At 65.7% G+C, this 20538-nt stretch carries 23 protein-coding genes and 2 pseudogenes; 12 read left to right on the plus strand and 13 right to left on the minus strand.

The window, feature by feature from the left end:
- Nucleotides 1-338: 338 nt before the first annotated feature.
- The 3 genes from EU555_RS29010 to EU555_RS29020 form a co-directional block, all read right to left on the minus strand.
- Entirely contained in the window at nt 339-620 is a 282-nt protein-coding gene (locus tag EU555_RS29010) for a toxin-antitoxin system HicB family antitoxin (RefSeq protein ID WP_135418860.1), read from the minus strand.
- Entirely contained in the window at nt 617-1042 is a 426-nt protein-coding gene (locus EU555_RS29015) for a putative toxin-antitoxin system toxin component, PIN family (protein WP_135418861.1), read from the minus strand. The genes EU555_RS29010 and EU555_RS29015 overlap by 4 nt, the downstream gene beginning before the upstream one ends.
- A gap of 146 nt (nt 1043-1188) precedes the next feature.
- Entirely contained in the window at nt 1189-1653 is a 465-nt protein-coding gene (locus EU555_RS29020) for a hypothetical protein (protein WP_135418862.1), read from the minus strand.
- A 281-nt stretch (nt 1654-1934) separates the two neighbouring features.
- Here EU555_RS29020 and EU555_RS29025 point away from each other — a divergent pair, with 281 nt between their 5' ends.
- Nucleotides 1935-2162, plus strand: a complete 228-nt coding sequence (locus tag EU555_RS29025) for a hypothetical protein (RefSeq protein ID WP_135418863.1) — start codon at nt 1935-1937, stop codon at nt 2160-2162.
- Nucleotides 2159-3850 carry a type IV secretory system conjugative DNA transfer family protein gene (locus EU555_RS29030; protein WP_135418864.1) on the plus strand — a complete coding sequence of 564 codons (1692 nt, stop codon included), beginning with the start codon at nt 2159-2161 and terminating at the stop codon, nt 3848-3850. Before EU555_RS29025 ends, EU555_RS29030 begins: the two co-directional genes overlap by 4 nt.
- Before the next feature lie 33 nt (nt 3851-3883).
- Here the strand turns inward: EU555_RS29030 and EU555_RS29035 are convergent, their stop codons facing one another.
- The 3 genes from EU555_RS29035 to EU555_RS29045 are packed head-to-tail and all read right to left on the minus strand — an operon-like array spanning nt 3884 to nt 5743.
- Nucleotides 3884-4426 carry a hypothetical protein gene (locus EU555_RS29035; protein ID WP_135418865.1) on the minus strand — a complete coding sequence of 181 codons (543 nt, stop codon included), beginning with the start codon at nt 4424-4426 and terminating at the stop codon, nt 3884-3886.
- A 16-nt stretch (nt 4427-4442) separates the two neighbouring features.
- Nucleotides 4443-5234 (minus strand): chromosome partitioning protein, encoded by a 792-nt coding sequence (locus EU555_RS29040; RefSeq protein ID WP_135418866.1) that lies wholly within the window; start codon nt 5232-5234, stop codon nt 4443-4445.
- Complete coding sequence (locus EU555_RS29045; RefSeq protein ID WP_135418867.1) at nt 5231-5743, minus strand: hypothetical protein; 513 nt, start codon at nt 5741-5743, stop codon at nt 5231-5233. Before EU555_RS29045 ends, EU555_RS29040 begins: the two co-directional genes overlap by 4 nt.
- Nucleotides 5744-6004: 261 nt before the next feature.
- Here EU555_RS29045 and EU555_RS36405 point away from each other — a divergent pair, with 261 nt between their 5' ends.
- Together EU555_RS36405 and mobF are read left to right on the plus strand one after the other, a co-directional pair.
- Nucleotides 6005-6298: a hypothetical protein gene (locus EU555_RS36405; protein ID WP_167858697.1), complete on the plus strand. Its 294-nt coding sequence runs from the start codon at nt 6005-6007 to the stop codon at nt 6296-6298.
- Nucleotides 6295-9192, plus strand: coding sequence for a MobF family relaxase (mobF, locus tag EU555_RS29050; protein WP_135418868.1), 2898 nt, complete (start codon nt 6295-6297; stop codon nt 9190-9192). Before EU555_RS36405 ends, mobF begins: the two co-directional genes overlap by 4 nt.
- Before the next feature lie 59 nt (nt 9193-9251).
- On the opposite strand, the gene EU555_RS29055 is transcribed toward mobF, so the two are convergent.
- Both EU555_RS29055 and EU555_RS29060 read right to left on the minus strand, forming a co-directional pair.
- Nucleotides 9252-9671 (minus strand): hypothetical protein, encoded by a 420-nt coding sequence (locus EU555_RS29055; protein ID WP_135418869.1) that lies wholly within the window; start codon nt 9669-9671, stop codon nt 9252-9254.
- A gap of 203 nt (nt 9672-9874) precedes the next feature.
- Complete coding sequence (locus EU555_RS29060; RefSeq protein WP_091890552.1) at nt 9875-10627, minus strand: IS6 family transposase; 753 nt, start codon at nt 10625-10627, stop codon at nt 9875-9877.
- A gap of 409 nt (nt 10628-11036) precedes the next feature.
- Here EU555_RS29060 and EU555_RS29070 point away from each other — a divergent pair, with 409 nt between their 5' ends.
- From EU555_RS29070 to EU555_RS29095, 6 genes are all read left to right on the plus strand, one after another.
- On the plus strand, nt 11037-11852 hold the full coding sequence (locus EU555_RS29070; protein WP_135418870.1) for an RHE_PE00001 family protein: 816 nt from the start codon (nt 11037-11039) through the stop codon (nt 11850-11852).
- Nucleotides 11853-11912: 60 nt separating this feature from the next.
- Nucleotides 11913-13181: an IS256 family transposase gene (locus EU555_RS29075; protein WP_135418871.1), complete on the plus strand. Its 1269-nt coding sequence runs from the start codon at nt 11913-11915 to the stop codon at nt 13179-13181.
- 33 nt (nt 13182-13214) lie between these two features.
- On the plus strand, nt 13215-13544 hold the full coding sequence (locus EU555_RS29080; protein WP_135418872.1) for a helix-turn-helix domain-containing protein: 330 nt from the start codon (nt 13215-13217) through the stop codon (nt 13542-13544).
- Between the two features lie 217 nt (nt 13545-13761).
- A complete protein-coding gene (locus EU555_RS29085; protein WP_135418873.1) occupies nt 13762-14298 on the plus strand; it encodes a Ros/MucR family transcriptional regulator in 537 nt (178 codons plus the stop codon).
- A gap of 193 nt (nt 14299-14491) precedes the next feature.
- Nucleotides 14492-14956: a Ros/MucR family transcriptional regulator gene (locus EU555_RS29090; RefSeq protein ID WP_091890654.1), complete on the plus strand. Its 465-nt coding sequence runs from the start codon at nt 14492-14494 to the stop codon at nt 14954-14956.
- A gap of 56 nt (nt 14957-15012) precedes the next feature.
- The gene (locus tag EU555_RS29095) at nt 15013-15225 is read left to right on the plus strand and encodes a hypothetical protein (RefSeq protein WP_205821019.1); all 213 of its coding nucleotides are present in this window, start codon (nt 15013-15015) and stop codon (nt 15223-15225) included.
- A gap of 117 nt (nt 15226-15342) precedes the next feature.
- Here the strand turns inward: EU555_RS29095 and EU555_RS29100 are convergent, their stop codons facing one another.
- Nucleotides 15343-15600, minus strand: a complete 258-nt coding sequence (locus EU555_RS29100; RefSeq protein WP_123834576.1) for a hypothetical protein — start codon at nt 15598-15600, stop codon at nt 15343-15345.
- A 97-nt stretch (nt 15601-15697) separates the two neighbouring features.
- On the opposite strand from EU555_RS29100, the gene EU555_RS36690 reads away from it, so the two are divergent.
- On the plus strand, nt 15698-15967 hold the full coding sequence (locus EU555_RS36690; RefSeq protein ID WP_091890636.1) for a hypothetical protein: 270 nt from the start codon (nt 15698-15700) through the stop codon (nt 15965-15967).
- Between the two features lie 205 nt (nt 15968-16172).
- Here EU555_RS36690 and EU555_RS29110 read toward each other — a convergent pair.
- Nucleotides 16173-17441 (minus strand): annotated as a pseudogene (locus EU555_RS29110) (IS256 family transposase).
- Between the two features lie 206 nt (nt 17442-17647).
- Between EU555_RS29110 and flgB the strand changes: the two are divergent.
- Entirely contained in the window at nt 17648-18034 is a 387-nt protein-coding gene (gene flgB / locus EU555_RS29115; RefSeq protein ID WP_135418874.1) for a flagellar basal body rod protein FlgB, read from the plus strand.
- Between the two features lie 581 nt (nt 18035-18615).
- On the opposite strand, the pseudogene EU555_RS37285 reads toward flgB, so the two are convergent.
- The 3 genes and pseudogenes from EU555_RS37285 to EU555_RS29130 form a co-directional block, all read right to left on the minus strand.
- A pseudogene (locus EU555_RS37285) lies at nt 18616-18720 on the minus strand (ATP-binding protein); the annotation flags it as partial.
- 237 nt (nt 18721-18957) lie between these two features.
- Nucleotides 18958-19602, minus strand: a complete 645-nt coding sequence (locus EU555_RS29125; protein ID WP_091891465.1) for an NrsF family protein — start codon at nt 19600-19602, stop codon at nt 18958-18960.
- A complete protein-coding gene (locus EU555_RS29130; RefSeq protein ID WP_091891468.1) occupies nt 19599-20156 on the minus strand; it encodes a sigma-70 family RNA polymerase sigma factor in 558 nt (185 codons plus the stop codon). Before EU555_RS29130 ends, EU555_RS29125 begins: the two co-directional genes overlap by 4 nt.
- Between the last annotated feature and the right edge of the window lie 382 nt (nt 20157-20538).

Consider the following 20538-nt stretch of genomic DNA (forward strand, 5'->3'; position numbering starts at 1 on the left):
TCTCCAGTCTCACCGATCGTGCGCCGGAAAACGCCCTCGATTGCGCCTCCGCCACAGTTCGATTGCGCGCCGCTACATCTATCGCCTGCTCGGCGCGAGTAAGGTTGGGGCGACCCTGAATGGCTCATGCGATGGCCAGGGAAGCACCAAGGTCGATCGGGAAGAGGACCATGGCCTCTGAGTGTCCCGGGATCCCGACCGTCCTTCCGTCCACCTCAGCGAGATCAGGCGCGAGAACGTGCTTCCGGTACTCGGCATGTCAGCATCCACGCCAGCCAAGCACCTCAGCGTCACGCGCCAAGCCGCTCCGGCGATGCGCCTGTCGATCCCTTGGCTACTCAGTGTCCGTCGATCGACCCGGGCTTCCATCCCTCCGGCAACTCATCGCCCGACTCCGGCGGGCGGTTGGGCACACGGGACAGGAAGGCGTCGAGTTCGTCGAGCGAATGGCCCTCTGCCCGCTGCTTGAAGAACTCGGCCGCTGTCTCGACGGCTCCGACTTTCTGGGCCACCGCCGTCGCAATCCACTGGTTCAGACTCACGCCGTCCTCCTTGGCCAGTCGTGCCGCGGCCCGTTTGATCGAGGTGGGAAGTTTGAGCGGATAGGTAGCCTTGCTCATGATGCTAACTCCTGCAGCAGCTCTGCCGGCCGCAGTACCCGCACACCGAAGCGCGGCGCAGCCGACACAAAATCACGAACGTTGTAGGTCACGAGCGCATCAGCCCGGCCGTTGATGGCGGCCTCGAGCACCAGTTCGTCATCGGTGTCGCGCAGCTGCGGACGCCAGCGCAGGTGAACGTCCACCGGCTCGATCACTCCTGCAAGAGCGCCCAGTATCCGGTCGACGTCGGCCAAACTCAGTCCTGACACCTCGCGCTGTCCCGGGCGCTTGAGTACCTCCTCATACTCGAGGAGCAAACTCGTCGTGGCGAGTGAGACGACGCGCCGAAAGCGAACCGCTCGGAGGATCACGAAGCCCGCGCCCGCTTGGCTTCGAAACGCCGAGGCAATCACGGAGGTATCCAGGACGACCCGCAACATCCCACAACAATAACATCCCATGGGATGTTAGGCGAGCGGTCCTCGTCGCAGAGGCGTGCGCGTGCCTAATGGCATGACCGGTAGGCAGGCCATCTTGAAGGTTGGTCGCGCCCTGACGCGGCCGCGGCGCCTGCACCCTACCTTCATCAATGACCCAGGGGCATGGAGGAATGACGCAAGGTTACCGGGTACGGTCCCTGGAACAGGTCGCCCATAGCCTTTCTCTGGAACAGGGTGCGCCAGCGCCGGCGCTGATGCTCGTCGCGGTCGTGCAGCATATGGCAGCGCTGGCAGAACGCTGCCAGGTTGGTGTCCTGATTGTTGGCGGTGTCGTGGTCGCGGTGGGCCGCCGCCAGCACCACCTTCGTGACCCGGATCCGAGCGAGCAGGTTTTCCTCGCGCAGCCGATGCCGGAGCCGACGACCCCGACCGTCGCGCCAACCCGAGATCTCGTCATCCCACCAGCGTCCATCGCCGAGGTGAAAGACCCGCTGTAGGTGCGGGCGTGCGCATTCCTCGCACCAGCCCCGCGCCCGGCGGAAGCGGATTGCGTCCGAGAGCTGGGGCCAGTCGATTGGGTAGAAGAAGCGGTGCTCCGGCCGGATCGGCATTTCTGCTCCCCGATCTACCGGGCCAACATGGCCCAGAAGCCTATCACGCTCCAGGGTTAAGCTCTGCCTAATCACATCACGCCTTCGGTTCGCTGCGACCGGGGACCTCACCGTTACCTTCGCCTGGCGCCCGAGATCGATCGTGCTAAAACCGATTGATTTTCATGCTCGCACGTCGATCACCACGCAAACACGCATTCAATCAATTTTTACGTAAGCAGCTTGCAAAAATTGAGTACCCGCCATGAGACTGATCGTATGATCAGGAGATTGCGACGCGCATGAATCGTCTTCCGCACATCATAAAAAATAATATCGATAATAGATTGCACAATTTGATTTACAATGCCGTTACGTACGCGTTGCAAGGGCGTGCTCAGCTGGTGGTCGACTTTCCACTTCCCGCTGTCGTACCCCTTCTCATACGCATGTGGAATGTCGATGCCGATGATCTCATCGTCCGGCTTCCGGAAGAGGATCGCTTGACCAAGACGGGCGCACAGCCGTGAACCAGATCGATAGCTTCTGGCGCGGCATCATCGTGTTCGTACTGACCATTGCCTGCCTCGCCGTCTACTACCCGCTCGCCTTCGTCGTTCAACACGGGTTCGACCCGACCAGTTGGCATGACGCCCTGCTTCTTCCTCAGGGGTGGTTCGAGAACCTGCAGCACAAAGAGATCCTTCCCTGCATCGGCGTCTACGTCGACATGGTCCGTGGCGAGCACCGGGCCTTTGCCGATGGTGGCGTCGCTGCTATGGCGATCCTCGCAGCTGGCGTGGTCGTCGGCGGCGGCTTCTTCATCCTGAGTGCCCCGCGACCAGGATTGCGCGATCCCCGCACCGTCCTGGGCAGTGCCCGCTTCGCCAATGCCGCCGAGCGCGCCGCGATGGCTCGCGGCCTCGAGCTCGGCCTCGATCCGATCACCAACCAACCTGTTCGGGTCCAAGTCGAAGGCAACCTCCTCTCCATCGCCCCGCCGCGCACCGGCAAGACCTCGGGCCTCATCATCCCCAACCTCGCCATGCCCCCGGACCTCGGTGTCTGGGACGGGCCGGCCGTCGTCATCGACCCCAAGGGCGAGATCTACCGTGCCGTCGCCAACCGGCGCCGGCGCCTCGGCCGTACCGTGCGATGCCTCGATCCCTTCAACATCGTCGGGGGTAGCGACCGGTGGAACCCGCTCGCAACTCAACCCGCCAACGACCTGCTCTACCTCCAGCACCTCGCCCGCCTGCTGCTGCCAGGGTCCGCAGGCGCGAGCGAGAGCAGCCAGTTCTTCCGCAACCGCGCCGCCGTCCTCTTCCTCGGCGCCGTGCTCGCCGCCCTGCGCTCGGATCAGCGCACCCCGCTCGCCGCCGCCGGGTACCTGAAGGACCTGCCCGCGCTCGCAGCCGCCCTGGGCAACGCCAACGATCTCGCAACGCGGGCCGTGCGGGCTTTCGTCGCCAGCGAGGCCAAGAGCAAGGAGGATGTGATCTCGACCGCCGAGCAGGCCTTCGACTGGCTCCTCGACGAGCGCATGCAGCGCTTGACCGGCCAGCCGACCTTCGCGCTCGAGGAACTGCTTGGAGGCGACACCGACCTGTTCATCGTGGTGCCCTCGGAAGCCACCGACCTGATCGCAGGCTTCTTGCGTTGGCTATTAGCCGATCTATTCACGGTCGCCCGCCGCCGCCCGGACCCGCAGCGCCGTCGCATCCTGTGCTTCATCGACGAGGCTGCCCAACTCGGGCGCTTCGAGGCGATCGTGCGGGCGGCCGGCGAGCTGCCCGGGCACGGCATCAGCCTGTGGACCTTCTGGCAGAGCCGCCAGCAGATCATCGACACCTACGGTGAGGCCGGCGCTCACACGATGACCGACACCGCCGAGATCGTGACCGTCTCGGACCTGCCGGCGGTGTCGGTGGAGGAGCGCGAGCGGTTCTCACGCATGCTCGGGCGCTACACCGCCCGGCTGCCTTCGACCAGCCAGACCCACGGCGTCGAGGATCGGGGCTCGACCTCGCAGGGCCTGCAAGGCGTGTCACTCGAGGACGAGACTGGGCAAGACATCCTGGCGGCGGACGCTCTCGTTGTGTTCGCCAATGGCCGGCGCTACACGCGCCACCCGGTGCGGCTGTACAAGACCCGGGCGTTCGATGACCCGCGCTTTGCCGGCCTGCTGACCGGCATCGCTCCGGTCGGGAAATCCTGACCGGAGCTGCCCTCGAGAGAGCACTGGCGCCCCTCACCGGAGCGCGAGGCAATCCTGCGGGACGAGGGCCGTGGCGTAGCCGGCCCGAGGGGCCCAGAGCGCGATCCGAACCGTCGCGCCCTCCCGCCCGCGCAGGACGGCCTGCGTGCCAGCTTGAAGGACGAGGGAGCGGCTACTGGCGTCGGGCATGACGAGCTGAACGGGACCGCAGGCCCGGGTGACAACGACGCCCCGGCCCGTATGCGACCAGGCGAGCCCGATGGTCCCGAGGAGCGCGCTGGCGGCCAAACCCGAGACGACGAGGTGGAACGGGTTAGGACGCCACCGTGCCAGGCGAAGGCGAAGCCGCGCGGCCAGGTCCCGTTTCAGTTCGGACGTCGACCGGGCTGGAGGCGCCAGCGACACCCCGACCTTCTCACGCAAGCGCCGGCGATCCGCTCGCGATAGGATCGGATCGTCAAGGGCCGCCAGCTGCTCGTGGGGTGTCGGTGCAGCGAGCGCCCGCGTCAGCCGCTCGGCGCTTGCCTGGCGCACCCGGTCTTTGGACTGATCGGCGGCCGCCTTCGCCTCGCTCAAACGACGATCGAGCGTGTCACGCCGACTTGGCATCGGACTTCGCCTCGGTCTTGGCCTCGGTCTTGGCCTCGATCAGCCACCGAGCGGCGGGCTCCACGGCGCGCATCGCCGCGAGCCGGAAGGCATCGAGCTGCGCCCGGGTACGCAGCGCCATCGCCACGTCCGGTTCCGCGCCCGGCAGAGCCAGTTGCTTGGCCAGAGCCTCTTCGTCGAGTTGGGGGATCAGCGCGAGCCCGAGCGGGCGCGTGATCGGCAGGGCACGGGTCGCGAAGGTGAACTTCGCCAGGCTCGTGACCGCTCCAGCGCTCTTGGTGAGGTCCTTGATCTCGCCGGCCTCCGGCTCGCCGTGCACGTGGTTGACCACCAGGAAGCGGTCCTTGATCCAGCCTTTTCCCGCCGCGACCACCGCCCGGGCGGTGGCGTAGGCTTCGTCCTTGTGCGCCACCACGACGACCAGCCCCAGGGCCTTGCCGCGACGGGTGAACGCGCCGGCCATCTGGCCGAGCGCCTCCAGGAAGGCGACACCGCCGTTGGCACCGATGTCGACAATGGCCGGCAATGGCTCGGTGAGCAGCTTGTTGAGGGCCGGGTCGTACTCGGCGATGGCGGCCTCGCCGCCGGTCTCGTCGAGGCGCTTGCGCTCGGTGCGGATCTGGAAGTGGCGCACCCGCTCACCGAGCTCGACGAGGTGGCGGCTCGACTCGATCTCGTAGACGGGCACGTCCGGCACGCATTCGGCCAGAGCGCGGGTGACGGTCGACTTGCCGATCGCGCTGGTATCCTGCGCGACGAAGAGGATGCGGCTCATGCGGGGTCTTTCCTGAGAAGCTTCTGGACGGCGGCCAGCGCCTTGAGGCGCATGTCCTCGGCCGACGGCAGGGGATCGGGCCCGTCGGGATCGTGGGGAGCGGCGAGGTCTGAGGAGAGAGCGAGCGGCTGCACGGCAGAAGAGGGCACAGGATCTGGAGCCTCGCCCGCAGGATGCCTTGCACGGTCGAGGTCGGAACGCTGAGCCCTCACCCGATCCGCGGCCGCCCGGCGGACGCGCTCACGGCGCACGCTGGCGACGAGAGCGGTGAGACGCTTGCCGGTGATCGGCCGCAAGGAGGCGCCGAAACCTTGCATCACACCTTGGGCGGCCAGCGCGGCGGCGATGTCGACCCAGCTGGCGCCATCGCGATGGAGCTGCTCGAAGGTATCGAGGTGCTCGCGCACGAGCGCCATGCTGCCATGGCCGCGCCGGCCTGCCGCCTCGGCCCGCTCGGCGGAGCGGCGCTTGAGGTCGCGGCGCAGGCGGGAGAGGTCGAAGGGCGGCATGGTGGCCGTCCTAGCAGGCAAGGATTGAAGGCCGGCTTGAGGGGATGGGCGGTATTCGCCGTATGGCCACAAGGGACCGGTAAGGACCATAGAGGCCTACATGAGGACCAGAGGAAGCCCAGGAGAGGACCACCAGGAGAGAGGATCACACCTCACGCACTGAAGTGTCGATCCGTTAACCCTCGGCCCTGATCCGCCTCGCCGGCGCTCTCGTGGCCGTGCCAGGACTACCCGCGCCCCTCGTGCCGGATCCACCGCCGCATGACAACCGACGTCACCCTCTCGCTCACCCTCCCAGCCGCTCTCGCCGCCTCGCTCCGGAAGGAAGCCGCTCAGCGCGGCTGGACGCCCGAGAATATCATCCTCGATTGCATCGCCCAGCATCTCGAGGTCGCCCTGCGTCACCGCGTGGTGCTCGAGCGCATGGAGCAGGTCGACGCCGCTCTGCTGCAGCTCGCCCAGACCGTCGGCGAGATCGAAGCGGCGGCCGAGGCCGTCGAACCCGGTGCCCTGTGCCGCTACCGGCCCGACCGTGATGCGGCCGGGATCTCGTGACCGCCTCGCTGCAGCGCCTGCGGCCCGGGCCCGAGGCAGCAGCCTATTATCTGACCCAGGCTCAGGACGAGGCCCGGCCTGACCGACGCGAGGCCTACTACCAGGCCGAGGGCAGCGGGGTGTGGTGGTCGAGCGGCGGGAGCGTCGTGCGCCATGGCGCGGCGATCATCGGCGCCTCATTCCGCGATCTCTGTGCCGGTCTCGATCCAGGCACCGGCCGTCCTCTGGTGCGCGGGGCTGGTGCCGGTCACCATGCCGGAACCGATTGCACGATGACGGCTGGAAAGTCCGTGAGCGTGCTCTGGGCGGCGGGAGATGCCGATCAGCGCGCCTTGATCGAGCAGGCGCACCGGGCGGCGGTCGACGCTGCCCTGGGGTTCGTCGAGCGCGAGGGCCTGATTGAAGTCCGCACCGGGGCCGGCGGGCGCGAGCACCGCCGTCCCGCCGATCTGATCGCGGCGACTTTCGACCACTACACCACCCGCGAGGGCGATCCTAATCTACACACGCACTGCGTGTTGTTGAATGTCGCTGGCAATCCAGGGGAGAGCAGCGGTCGCTACAAGTCGTTGCGCCACCTCACGACCGATCCCGCTCGGCTGTTCGAGCAGCAGCGTGGCGTGGGCGCCGCCTACCGGGCGGCCCTGGCCGAGCAGCTGCATGCCCAATTCGGCTGGCACTTCCGTCCGGCCGGCAACGGACAATGGGAGGTGGCAGGGGTCGACGAGAGGGTGCTGGAGGCGTTCTCGAAGCGCTCCGCCCAGATCCGGGAGCGTGTCGGCTCCGGGGCGACGAGCGCTCAGCGCGAGGTTGCGGCCCTGGCCACGCGGCGAGCCAAGGACCTCTTGCCGAGCGGGCCTGAGCTCGAGGCGCGTTGGCAACGCGAGCTGGCGGAGCTCGGAACGGATCTCTGGCGAAGTGCCCGTGAGGCAACCCGGGATCCCGAGCTCGCGCAGCAGACCGAGCCGGAGCACGATCTCGCGTTTGATCTGCCCGAGATCTCGGGCGCCACGCCGGTCGCTCGAGCCGCCTCGAGACTGCTGTGGCACGAAAACGTGATCACCCGGGCGGCATTGCTGCAGGCCAGCCTCGAGGAAGCAAGCCTGCACGGGCTCGGCATCGGAGTCGTCGAGGCTGAACTCGCGCGACTCGAGCACGAAGGCACGCTGGTGCACCTGTCCTCGGCCGCGCTCGAGCCCAGCCAGGGGGCGTGCTGGACCACGCCTGGCATCGCGGCCTGCGAGGCGGCCCTGCTGCGCGCTTCCGAGCGGCCACGGGAACGGAGATGGATCAGCCCTGAGACGATCGCTGCGGCCCTCGAACAAGCTCCCCAGCTCGCGCCCGAGCAGGCCGAGGCGGTGCGCTTGGCGGCTGGTATGGACGGGGTGTCGCTGATCGAAGCGGGTGCGGGTACGGGTAAGACTACCACGGCTCGCGTTCTGGTGGAGGCGGCCAGGATCGCTGGACTGCGTGTGGTCGGGCTGGCGCCGTCCTGGGTCGCGGCCGATGAACTCGCGCGCAGCACCGGTATTCCAGCAAAAGCCATCGCCCGTTGGCGCTACGATCAGAGCGGCGGCCCGGCAGCCGCGGCGAGCCGTGGCGCCGCCCTCGGAGCCGACACCCTGGTTCTGATTGACGAAGCCGGGATGGTCGGGACGCGCGACCTCGAGGCCGTGCTGAGTGCGGCGCACGCTGCGGGCGCGAAGGTGGTGTTGTTGGGCGATCGCCGCCAGCTCGCATCGGTGGCGGGGGCGAGCGCGCTGCGGGCTGTGGCGGAGGTATGCGGTCGTCAGGCCGTGCTGGGTCAAGTGCGCCGCCAGCAGGTGCCCTGGCAGCGGGCCGCCTCGGAGCTGATGGCGCAAGGTGAGACCGAAGCGGGACTACGCGCCTACGCGGGACGAGGCTGCGTCGAGCTGGTCTCTGGAGCTGAGGCGGCGCAAGTGCGGGTGATCGCGCTGTGGCGCGAGATGCGCGCGCGGCACGGCGAGGACGTGCTGATCGTGACCCGGCGCAACCGTGATGCCGCGGCACTGAACCGACTTGCGCGGGAGGTGCTGCGGGCCGAGGGGCGGCTCGGGCCCGATCTGGTCGAGGTGAGCGCGCTCGACCGTGAGGACCGGCGGGTGGTGCTGCCGCTGGCAGTGGGCGACCGGTTGCGGTTCGGCGAGACGCTGCCTGAGCTTGGGGTGCGCAATGGCAACCGGGCAGAGGTGCGGGGAGTGATGGTGGCGGCCGACGGTCAGGTGCGACTGCGCCTGAAACTCGAGGACGGGCGGATCCTGGAGGAGGTTTGGGAACAGCTGGCCCGCGCGCCACGGTTCGGTTCGCGTCGGCCCCCGCGGATCACGCCCGCGCTGGCCGGCACGGCGCACGCGGCCCAAGGTCGGACCAGCGCCGCGGCGGTCCTGTACGTGGGCAGCTCCGCCGACGCCCGTGAGACGTACGTAGGTCTGACACGCCATCGGCAAGAGGCCCAGGTGGTGGTGGAGCGGGATCGCCTCGACGCGCTGTGCCGACAGCGACAGGCGGATGCGCGGCTCGCCCCAACGGAGTCGATGCTGCTTGAGCGGCTGTTCGCGGAGGCTGGACGCTACCGGGAGAAGGCGAATGTGTCCGACTACGTGGCCGACCGCCTCGCGTTCGTGCGCACCGGGGTGATCGACCTGCGAGAGCCGGAGATCGGGCTCAGGGTCGGGCGGGCCATCGCGGCGGCGAAAGCGCTGGCGCACGCCTTGCGCCGGATCGACCTGATGCCGTGGCGCGGAGAGCTGTTCCCCCGGCTTCTGGCTTGGCGGCACCATCCTCAGAGAGTACAGCCGGAATTGGAGCGGGCACCCACAAATCCTGCATTCGCCCGTGAGGCCCGAGCTAGGGATGTCTCGCCCGAGCGTTAGCCCGAGCGATCCATTTTTGATCGGGTTATATAATACTTATAGATTGATTGGGGGTTCATCTATACTATGTTGACATTATTTATGGTTGTGCGCTGCTTTTGATATTGAGACCGCCATTCAGAATTGAGCATTTCGTTGAATACGCTATTGTGATTCTGTAAAAGTCGAGCAAATTCGGCAGCATGATTGCGCCCAAAAGTGCTCTGTTCCACTGCGAGGCGAAAGCGGACATTTCTCTCTTCTACGTCAATGCGGTCAATGCGGTCGATATTTAGTTGAACGGTTCGTTGCCTAAATGCATTGTACATATTGCTGTCCGCTTGACTTTGGTCAGAATCATGGTTTGCGGCAACTTGATATTCTGGAGGATTGTTATTAAGTTTATCAAATTGTGTGCGTATAAAATGTGATACGCCCGCAGTGGCAAATTCTTTGAGACGCTTGAGTTCATCTTGTTTTGAATTAATCTGATTTGACATGACAGATCTCACAAAAGAACACCTGATCAATACGATAATGAGCGATATTATATAATATATGTTGCGAAGATTGTATAAAATGATATGTTTTTTCTCAAGGCTACGGGTACACTCTGAAGTGATCTCATGCGTATCGGTGTAGAACGCTGGGGCGTGTCGCAAACTCGGTTTCAGGCCGCAGAAGGGATTGACCGCCCCCGCTTTCACGCTTTGTTCGCGACGGGAAGTCCGAAGCAGGTGGCAAGCAGCTGGTTCTGCTCCCGCACGCTCCACGCGCCCGCGAACCCAAAGCCCTTGCGCAGCCACAGCATGGCCTCGAAACCCCGGATCGTGCGCCGGGCCGTGGCGAACGAGCGGAAGCCGCCCACCCGCGGCATCGCCCGCTTCACTCGGAAATGGTCGCTCTCGATCCCTTGTTGCAGGTGCTTGGTGACGTAGTGGGTCGGTGTGCGCGGCAGCAGACCCGCCTTGCGGCTCTCGGCGATGGCGGGTGGGTACGGGCCGGCTCCGTCGGTGCCGATCCGATCGGGCGCGAGAAGCGGCTGGTCCTGTAGCATCTTGCGGAAGAAGCGCTTCGCGGCATCGAGGTCGCGGTTGGCCGTGAGCAGGAAGTCGATCGCCTCGCCATGCTTGTCGATGGCCCGGTAGAGGTAGCGCCACTGGCCCCGCACCTTGATGTAGGTCTCGTCGACGCGCACGGACCCGCAATGCGGCTTGCGGAACCGCCGCAGGCGCCGCTCGATGGCAGGCGCGTAGGATAGCACCCAGCGATTGATGGTGGAGTGATCCACCTCCATGCCCCTCTCCAGGAGCATCTCCTCGATGTCACGGTAGCTCAGGGCATAGCGCAGGTACCAGGAGACGGCCTGGACGATCAGGGTGGCCTCGAAGTGCCGGCCCCGGAAGTCGCCACGGGCTTGCCGCTTCAGCTTAAGGGCGAGAGCGTTCAGGATCATGGGCCGGCTCCGAGGCGGAGGCGGCAGGCTGGGCAGGTATGGTTACCGACCCGTAAACGAGGGTCGGTTCGCGTTTGCGACAGGCCCCTTGAGGGTGGCGGCATCCTCGTCGGTGAGGAGGACGGCCAGGCGCTCCCGGGCGTCGAACGGCAGGAGGCCGGCGAGGGCATCAAGGTCGCGCTCCCGGGCGAGAGTCGGATCCGGGAGGAGGGCAGGGGTGGGATCAGACATGGCGAACGGGCGTGAGAAGAGCGGCGAGAGCGCATTCAAGCCGATTTCCGGCCACGCGTCCATAGCCATCGATAAGGGGACATTATCAATGGTCAGAATGCCAGCTGTATCCTCATACAGGTGCGCGAAGCGAAATATCCGCTCGCTTCCGTGATGGTCAATCGATACAACGGCGACAATGGTTTACCGCCTGCCCGAGCCGCTCCCCTGGGACGCCCTCGCCGCGCCGCTCGCCGCTGCCGAGGATGCCCTCGCCCGCCTCGACCAACTCCTCGCCACCAGCCCCATCCGCCACGGCTGGTGCACCCGCACAGACTTCGCCGACGGCTGCGCCAGCCTCGCCCTCCAGGGTGACCTCGTGCTCCTCGAAGACCTCGTCCTCCACGACGCCGGCCGCGACCGACACGCCCCCTCGCAAGAGCTCACCCGCGCCCACGCCGTCCTGCGTACCCGTCGCCGTATTGCCGCTGCCGAGCCCGGATGGGCCATCAGCCCCACCGGCCTTGCCGCCCTGTCCGAGGATCCAGATGGGACAGGTGATCAGGACGCGGTCCCGGTGCCAGCCACGCCGCCGATCGACGGCGCAGACGGGGAGGGGGATCTCGCGGACGTCGATGATGCGTTTTCCGCCGCGCTCGCCGACATCGACGCCCTGATCGCCCGCTCCCGCCGCCTCCTCGCCGACGCTGGCCCGGTGAGGGAGAAATCGCCCCTCGTCTACGATCCGGCCTGGGGCGCGACCGACCGCCTCGCCGCCTGGCGCCACGCCGTCGCCGACACCCGCATCCTGCCGCCGGTCCTCGCCGCCACCATCGCCTATGACGCCTGGGCGGACCTCGAGCCGCTCCAGCATCGCGCCTGGCTCGGGTCGCTGCTCGCCGCCGACCTCTTGCGCGCCCGCGACAAGGCCCGACACCACCTACCCGTTCTCGCCAGCGCCCTGCGCCGCGTGCCGCGGAGCTATGCGGGAGAATGGGTGACGCGGTTTGGGTGAAGGCGGCGTATCGAGGCGGGTGTCGAGCCTGCCAGAACCTCTCGTTGAGAGCGATACGCCATGGACAGCCCTACCAACATCGTGCGGCTTCGTCAGCCTGGAGAGATCGACGATCCCCTGACCGAAGTGCTGCGGTCGGGTGCCCGCCGCCTGCTCGCCCAAGCGGTTGAGCTCGAGGCCGAGGCCTTCCTGAGCGCCATGCAGGATCTGCGGCTGCCGGATGGGCGCGCCCGTCTGGTCCGTCATGGGCACGGCCCCGAGCGCGCGATCCAGACCGGCATCGGCCCGGTGCCGGTGGCGCGGGTCCGCATCCGTGATCGCGGCGCGACCAGCCCCGAGGAGCGGATCCGGTTCTCCTCGGCCCTCCTGCCGCGGTGGGCGCGGCGCAGCCGCAGCCTGGATGCATTGCTGCCAGTCCTGTACCTGCGCGGGATCTCGACCGGCGACTTTCAGGAGGCGCTCGCCGCCCTCCTGGGCAAGAACGCCCCGAACCTGTCGCCGGCGGTCGTGACGCGGCTGACCGCGACGTGGGCCGACGAGTACACGCGCTGGCAGGCACGCGATCTCTCGGCGCGCCGGTACGTCTACGTCTGGGCTGACGGGGTCTACCTGCAAGCCCGGATGGAGGAGCAGGCCGAGTGCATGCTGGTCCTGATTGGCGCCACGCCCGAGGGCAGGAAGGAACTGGTCGGCTTCCAGGTTGGGGTGCGCGAGAGCGCGCAGAGCTGGCGGGAACTGCTGGTCGACGTGAAGCGGCGCGGGTTGTCGGTGGCACCGACGCTGGCTGTGGGTGACGGGGCTCTGGGCTTCTGGAAGGCGCTGGACGAGATCTTTCCCGGCACGCGTCACCAGCGCTGCTGGCAACACAAGACGGCCAACGTCCTCAACAAGGTCCCGAAGTCGCTGCAATCGGCAATGAAGGCTGATCTACGCGAGATCTCCGGTGCGTCCACGCGAGCGGAAGCCGAGGTGGCGATGGATGTGTTTGTGGAGAAGTACGGGGTGAAGTATGCCCGTGCAACCGAATGCCTGACGAAGGACAAGGAAGCTCTGCTGTCGTTCTACGACCTGCCGGCGGAGCACTGGGACCACCTGCGAACGACGAACCCGATCGAGAGCGTGTTTGCGACGGTCCGGCATCGAACGGTGCGCACGAAGGGGGCACTCTCGCCGACGACCGCCAAGCTGATGGTATTCAAGCTCGTGATGGCCGCGGCGAAGACCTGGCGGCGGCTGACGGGCGAGAACCAGTTGCCGAAAGTGGTGGCCGGCGTCATCTTCCGGGACGGGACCGAGGTCACCGCGAGCCCAGATCACCGCGCCGCCTGACCGACCTCGTCACCCAAATCCCCGCATAGCTCCGTGCCGCGCGATCGCTGGCTCACGCGCGATCCGTCCTCCCGGTGGTTGACGTTCCTGGGTGCCGTCACCGCGGGTGCCGAACAGGGCATGAGGGATCACGACCGCTGGATGCTCGCGCGCCAGGTCCTCCAGGCGAAGGTGAGGGGGAGGCGGGCGAACTCCAGCCTGCCAAGGCTCATCGATCTCGTGCTCGCCCGCCCGCTGGTCTCCACCACCACCATCGCCGACGAGCTCGGCGTGACGCCGCGCGCCGCCCAGACCCTCGTGGCCGAACTCGGCCTGCGCGAGCTCACCGGGCGGGGTCGCTATCGAGCTTGGGGGATCTTGTAGGCCGTCGGCGATGCGTGAATGTGAGATCCACGCGGGTCACGGCCGAAAATACTGCTCTGCAGGTCGGTGACTTGGTGCGACAAATTGCTGATGAACCTGGTTGCTCCTCAAATAGCTTGGGATCAGTCAGCGGCAGGGATTTGCTCGACGCTGGTGATCCTCCATAAAATTCTCCACGTGCGGATCTGGATGGATCCTCGTAGCAGAAAGAATTGACGTGTCGGACGAGACCCAAGCCCAACAGCCTGAGTTCATCGACCTCGCGGCTGATATCGTGTCGACCTATGTGAGCAAGAACAACGTTCCGGTCGCCGAACTCCCGAACCTGATCGCCTCGGTGTACGCCTCGCTGAGCAGCCTCGGCCAACCCGCCGCAACGCCGGTCGAGGGTCACAAGCTCACGCCGGCTCAGATCCGTAAGTCCGTCACCCCGGACGCGATCATCAGCTTCATCGACGGCAAGCCGTACAAGTCACTCAAGCGGCACCTGACCTCGAACGGCCTGACCCCCAACGAGTACCGCCAGAAATACGGTCTGCCGCGCGACTACCCGATGGTGGCGGCCACCTACGCCGCCCAGCGCTCCGAACTCGCCAAGAGCCTCGGCCTCGGCCAGCTCCGGCGTGATCGGGCCGCGGCCAAGAAGGCGGCTGAGAAGCGGGCCGTCCCCGATCCAGTCGTCGCCGCACCCGCGGACGCGAAGTCGGCACGCCGCGGCCGACCGAAAAAGGCCGAGGCCAGCTCGGCTAAGTGAAGTCGGATCCAACGAACCCATGGCCGCGACAGCGTGCCCGACGCACGCTGTCGCTTTCGGGTGTGCTCCCGATCATGGCGGGTTTCCTGATCGCCGTGGTCGGCGTGTATTTCGCCCTTGAGGACGTCGTGATCCTCTGGATCAGGTAGGCGTGCCCTGGTCTAGGGTTGTGCGGCTTGGCGCGATGCTCGATATGCTGACGTTGCTCGGTCCTGGTCCGAGTCATGAAGTAGGGAAGCTTTCCGTGTCGCAACAAGAGCAAGGTCCCTTGGGCACTCTCGTGGGGCTCGCCGCCGACATCGTGTCGGCCTACGTGTCCAAGAACTCTGTTCCGGTCGCGGAGCTGCCCAACCTGATCGCGTCAGTCCACACCTCGCTGACGAACTTGGGGCAGCCGGCTTCAGCCGAGGCGGAGAAGCTGACCCCGCCAGTGCCGATCAAGAAGACGGTGACCCCGGACTACCTGATCAGCCTGGAGGATGGGAAGCCGTATAAGTCGCTGAAGCGCCACCTCTCGACCCGCGGGCTCACCCCCGGGGAGTACCGGCGCAAGTGGGGTCTGTCGCACGACTACCCCATGGTGGCGGCGAACTACGCTGCTCAGCGCTCGGAACTGGCTAAGAGCAGCGGATTAGGCCGGCCCCGCAAGGCAGCCTAAGGCCCTTTCCAGCAAACTCTGTCGACCAGCATGATATATAGCCGGTTGATAGAGTCATGGATCAAGGTGCGCCGGTTTACGGCATTCATGGCGGGTACTACGGCAGCTATGGATTCCATGGTGGCCACGCCGGCTACTACGGCGGTTATCGAGGTCACCACGGCCACTACGGCGGCGGCCTCGCAGCAGGCCTCATCGGCGGCTTGGCTCTCGGAACTCTCTCTGCGGCCACCTATCCCTACGGCTACGGCTACGATGATGGCTTCTGAGCCGTCCGGGCCTCCCGCTGGCGGCCTATGGGCTTCTCAAGCTACCTGAAGGATCTTTTTCTTAGGCTCGCACGTTCCAGAGCACCGATATGCCTAAGGAGTTTATGTATGCCTAGATCACTGCTCGCGACCATGCTCATGGGCGCCGCTCTCGCCCTCAGTCCCGCCGGTGCGTATGCCCAGCATGTCGAGGTCGGCCCGGGCGGGATCGGACTGCATGCCGAACCCGGCGCGCATTCCACGCCAATCGAGCGCCATCTCGTTGCAGACGAGCAGCACGGCGAGGCGCACCACGAGACAACCCATACCACGCACGAGGGCGACCACGGCGAGGCGCACCATGAGACGACCCACACCACCCACGAGGGCGGCCATGACGGGGAGCGCCACTAACCCGCGCAGCCCTCCGACCTCAGTCCGGCCACGCTGATCGCGGACCGGCCAATCACTCTGCCTTTTCAGGAGCAACCCCATGCACCGCTTCACCCCGGCCGCCGTTTTCGCGGTCCTCCTGACCTTCGGACCGGCCCAGGCCGCACCCCTGCCAGTCTCGACCGCTGCAGCAGTCCCGGATGGTCCGCTGATCCAGGTTCGTGACGAGATGGGTCACGGCCGGATGAGCGGCATGCGCCATGGCGGTCGAATGAGCAACATGCGCGGCATGAAGCACGGCTCGATGCGCGGCATGCGCCATGGAGGACGGATGGGCAACATGCGCGGCATGAACCACGGCGGTATGTAAGCTCCTGCGCTCCGCCTGAACCCCATTCAGGTATAAGTTGCGGACGTGCGAGGGACGGGCCTGGTTCGTCCCTTTCGCATGACCAGATCCCGACAGAATCCAGGGTCAGCTTGGCCCTGCGACGAACAGGCATGATCGAGATCATCCTGAACTGGTGTCCCTTGATCGTGCATGAGCTATGCGGGGATTTGTGTGACGAGGCTGGTCAGGCGGCGCGGTGATCTGGGCTCGCGGTGACCTCGGTCCCGTCCCGGAAGATGACGCCGGCCACCACTTTCGGCAACTGGTTCTCGCCCGTCAGCCGCCGCCAAGTCTTGGCGGCGGCCATCACCAGCTTGAACACCATCAGCTTGGCAGTCGTCGGCGAGAGTGCCCCCTTCGTGCGCACCGTGCGGTGCCGGACCGTCGCGAACACACTCTCGATTGGGTTCGTCGCTCGCAGATGGTCCTAATGCTCCGCCGGCATGTCGTAGAACGCCAGCAGCGCTTCTTTGTCCTTCGTCAGGCATTCGCTCGCACGGGCATACTTCACTCCGTACTTCTCCACGAACACGTCCATCGCCACCTCGGCTTCCGCCCGCGTCGACGCGCCGGTGATCTCACGCAGATCCGCCTTCATCGCCGATTGCACAGACTTCGGGACCTTGTTGAGGACGTTGGCCGTCTTGTGCTGCCAGCAGCGCTGGTGACGTGTGCCGGGAAAGACCTCGTCCAGCGCCTTCCAGAAGCCCAGAGCCCCGTCTCCCACAGCCAGCGTTGGCGCCACCGACAACCCGCGCCGCTTCACATCGACCAGCAGTTCCCGCCAACTCTGCGCACTCTCGCGCACCCCAACCTGGAAGCCGACCAGTTCCTTCCTACCTTCCGGCGTGGCGCCGATCAGGACCAGCATGCATTCGGCCTGCTCCTCCATCCGGGCCTGCAGGTAGACCCCGTCGGCCCAGACGTAGACGTAGCGGCGCGCCGAGAGATCGCGGGACTGCCAGCGGGCGTACTCGTCGGCCCACGTCGCGGTCAGCCGCGTCACGACCGCCGGCGACAGGTTCGGGGTGTCCTTGCCCAGGAGGGCGGCGAGCGCCTCCTGGAAGTCGCCGGTCGAGATCCCGCGCAGGTAGAGGACTGGCAGCAAGGCATCCAGGCTGCGGCTGCGCCGAGCCCACTTCGGCAGGAGGCTCGAGGAGAAGCGGATCCGCTCCCCGGGGCTGGTCGCGCCGCGGTCACGGATGCGCACCCGCGCCACCGGCACCAGACCGATGCCGGTCTGGATCGCGCGCTCGGGGCCGTGCCCGTGACGCACCAGACGGGCACACCCGTCCGGCAGCCGCAGATGCTGCAGGGCGGTGAGGAAGGCCTCGGCCTCGAGCTTGACCGCCTGGGCGAGCAGGCGGCGGGCACCCGACCGCAGCACTTCGGTCAGGGGGTCGTCGATCTCTTCAGGCTGACGAAGCCGGACGATGTTGGTAGGGCTGTCCATGGCGTATCGCTCTCAACGAGAGGGTCTGGCGGGCTCGACACCCGCCTCGATAGGCCGCCTTCACCCAAACCGCGTCACCCATTCTCCCGCATAGCTCATTGTGTAATTACCCTACTTCGGGGCTGATACATAACAAGCTTCGTCAGCTTCGGACAAGGCTGCACTGATAGACCTTGAATTGCCTCAAATGCGGATTGGAGTTTGAAGTGACAGGCGTCTATCTCTTTGATCTTGTGTCGCAGCAGGCTCACTACCTTGCGGTCCGTCAGTCCATGATCGCCGGCAATGTCGCGAACGCAAACACACAGGATTACAAAGCGCGTGACATTATCCCTTTCGCCGAAATCATGGCCCGTACGGCGACGGCTAGCCTGTCGACGACAGCAAGCGGCCACTTAAACGCAGCAGACCCATCATTTAGTACAACGAAGATCAAGGCTTCCGATGCCTGGGACAGACTTTCGACCTCGAGCTCCGTCAGTCTTGAGCAGGAAATGCTCAAGGCCGCTGAGATCAGCCGAGCCCATTCTCTGAATGTGGCAATCACGAAAGCATTTGATCGTATGTTGACGTTGAGTATAAAAAACTCCTGATGATCGCTTGTTATTTTTTCACAAATCTGGACGAGTCTTTCTGGAATGGCGAACGGATGAACTGGCGCGACGAATGCAGCAGTCTAGTGCGTGATATGAGTCAGCTTGTCATCAAGAGAAAACCAGATGGAAAATAGAGTCTATCTTCCAAGATCATTGAGCGCGCACGATGTAGTTTTTAAAATATTCACCCGCTCAACTGCATGATCTCACTGCTTCCGACCGTGGACCAGAGCCATTCGGCCGATCCAGCTGGGATGTTCCAATAGCGGCGCACGCCCATAAAGCCCGCTTCCGACAGGAGCTTCGGCCATGTCCCTGACGGATGGGATTTGATTGCCTCCATGCCATAGAGCATCTGTGTAGTTCGCAAGATCGGGCTTACGGATTTGAGTGTATAGTTCTCCTAAATGTGATTATGCTTGGAATAATACCAACGGCCTTCATTTGTAAACGATATGGGCCCACTCGCGCAGTCTGCATATTCCGACGAAGCCGGCCGGGTGGTCCGATCTGAAGGCGTCCGGTGACGGCGTGCTCCCAAGGATCAGAGGGGAAGATCACGAGGTTGAGTCAACGGGTCAAGCGGCGGGCTCGGCAGCCTTGCACTTGCGCAGGCTCTCGCCGGCCGGCTCGATGCGATGAGCGTCGTGGACCAGCCGGTCGAGAACGGCATCAGCCAGCGTCGATCGCCTGGTGCATCACGCCACGATCTTTGAGATGAACGTCGAGAGTCATCGCCATCGCGTCGCCCTCGATCGCAAGCGAAGGCCCGGTCGCCCTGCGACCCGGGCGACTGGACTTACATCAAATTAGTGGAGAGCGGTTTGGCTGGCGCTAGAGTAAGGGGATCCTTCAGGTCATGGCTTTTCTTCCATCCCGTAAAACGCGGTTTAGCGCACAAACCTTGATATTCCCCTAGGTCACCACCGCAGGAGACGGGGCCCGAGCAGGGCGCCGGCGAGGGTGCAGAACGCAATGGTGCCGCCGTACCAGAGCGCCACAAACGGGACCGAGTCGTCCATGCAATTCAGGGCATACCCGATCGCGCTGATCCCGCCAGCGGCCATCCCGACGAGCGCGCCCGTCCGGACAAGGTCGGTCGGCGCGGCAAATCGGCGGACGGCCCAGACCAGGACGGCGAAGGGTAGCACGCCGATGATCGGGATCGACACGAGGCACTCCAGCCACATGTGGCCGACAAGCATCCTGTCCCAGTGCGAGCTCGGCGCCGAAGCCAGGCTGAACGCGGCCAGCAGCATGACCCCGAGGAACGGCGTCGCGGCGACCCAGGGTCGAGCTCTGGTCTCGCCGCCCGGGCGTGCGACCTTCGTCAGCAGCCACCCGGCTAAGACGACGATACCGGCACCGAAGGCGACCTTCAGGAACAGGAAGCCGAGCACCCCGTGATTGTGGAGGTCCGGCCTGACCCCGAGCGACAGGAGCGCGACGCAGAGCGCCGCCCCCGTGCCGAGCGCCGCGGCGAGGCCGAGGCCGCGCTTGAGCCGGCCGTGGTCGGTCGGCTCGATGTTCGTGCTGAGCATCTCGATCAGCTCGTTCGTTCTCATCGTCCCCTTCCTTGGCTGATCGCGGACGCCAGGGCCTTGAGACCCCGGTGGACGCTGACCTTGATGGCGGATTCCGACATGCCGGTCCGGCTGGCGGCCTCAGCGACGCTCAAGCCATCGAGCTTCACGAAGCGAATCGCGCGCCGCATCTTCTCGGGCAGCTTGGCCAGGAGTCGATCCAGGTCATACGTGCTCTCCACGCCGGCATGGTCGTCCTGTGCCTCAAGGTCGCCCGCATCCTCGATGGGCACATTGGACATCGCAGTGCGCGTACGGCGCAGGTGGTCGATCAGCTTGTAGCGGGCGATGGCCTGCGCCCAAGGGGTGAACGGCTGATCTACGTCGTAGGTATGTCGCCGCGTATGGATCGCTATCAGCGTGTCCTGCACGAGGTCTTCGGCCTCGGACGGACTTCGTCCAGCGCGGTGGAGCTTTCCGCGATAATAGGCGCGCAGATACAGGCTCAGCCGGTCGAGAACCGCCCGGTACGCGGCCGCGTCGCCGTCCAGGCTGGCCCTCATCAGGCTCCTGAGCTCAGTCTCACTCGCAATCATCACGCGCTCGTAACTGAGTTCGCGAGGCAGGGCCCGATGGTTACAGCTGCCCGCATGTGCGATGGCAACGGGGACCGGTCAGGAAGGGGTAGGTCGTGATGGGGCTTCGCTCGGCCCCTCGCCCGATGGCTTGGGTCAGGCGTCGGACCGGGGAGGGAATGGTCGCGTGCGTGGGTGCGCGCCGAGGACAGCCGGCCATCGGCCGGGTCAGGGTGAAACGACATCGGTTTCGTTCTGGAATGCTGTAGGGGCCGCCCGATCCCGGGCCGGCCAGGGGCCGTCGCCAGAGGCGCTATCGGGCGGTCCGTGCAGGCTCCGGCCGTCGACATCCGCTAGCGCAAACGCGACCGAGGGCCCGGTGATCCGGGGGCCGGCCGCCGCA

The organism is Methylobacterium nonmethylotrophicum (assembly GCF_004745635.1).
GTDB lineage: Bacteria > Pseudomonadota > Alphaproteobacteria > Rhizobiales > Beijerinckiaceae > Methylobacterium > Methylobacterium nonmethylotrophicum.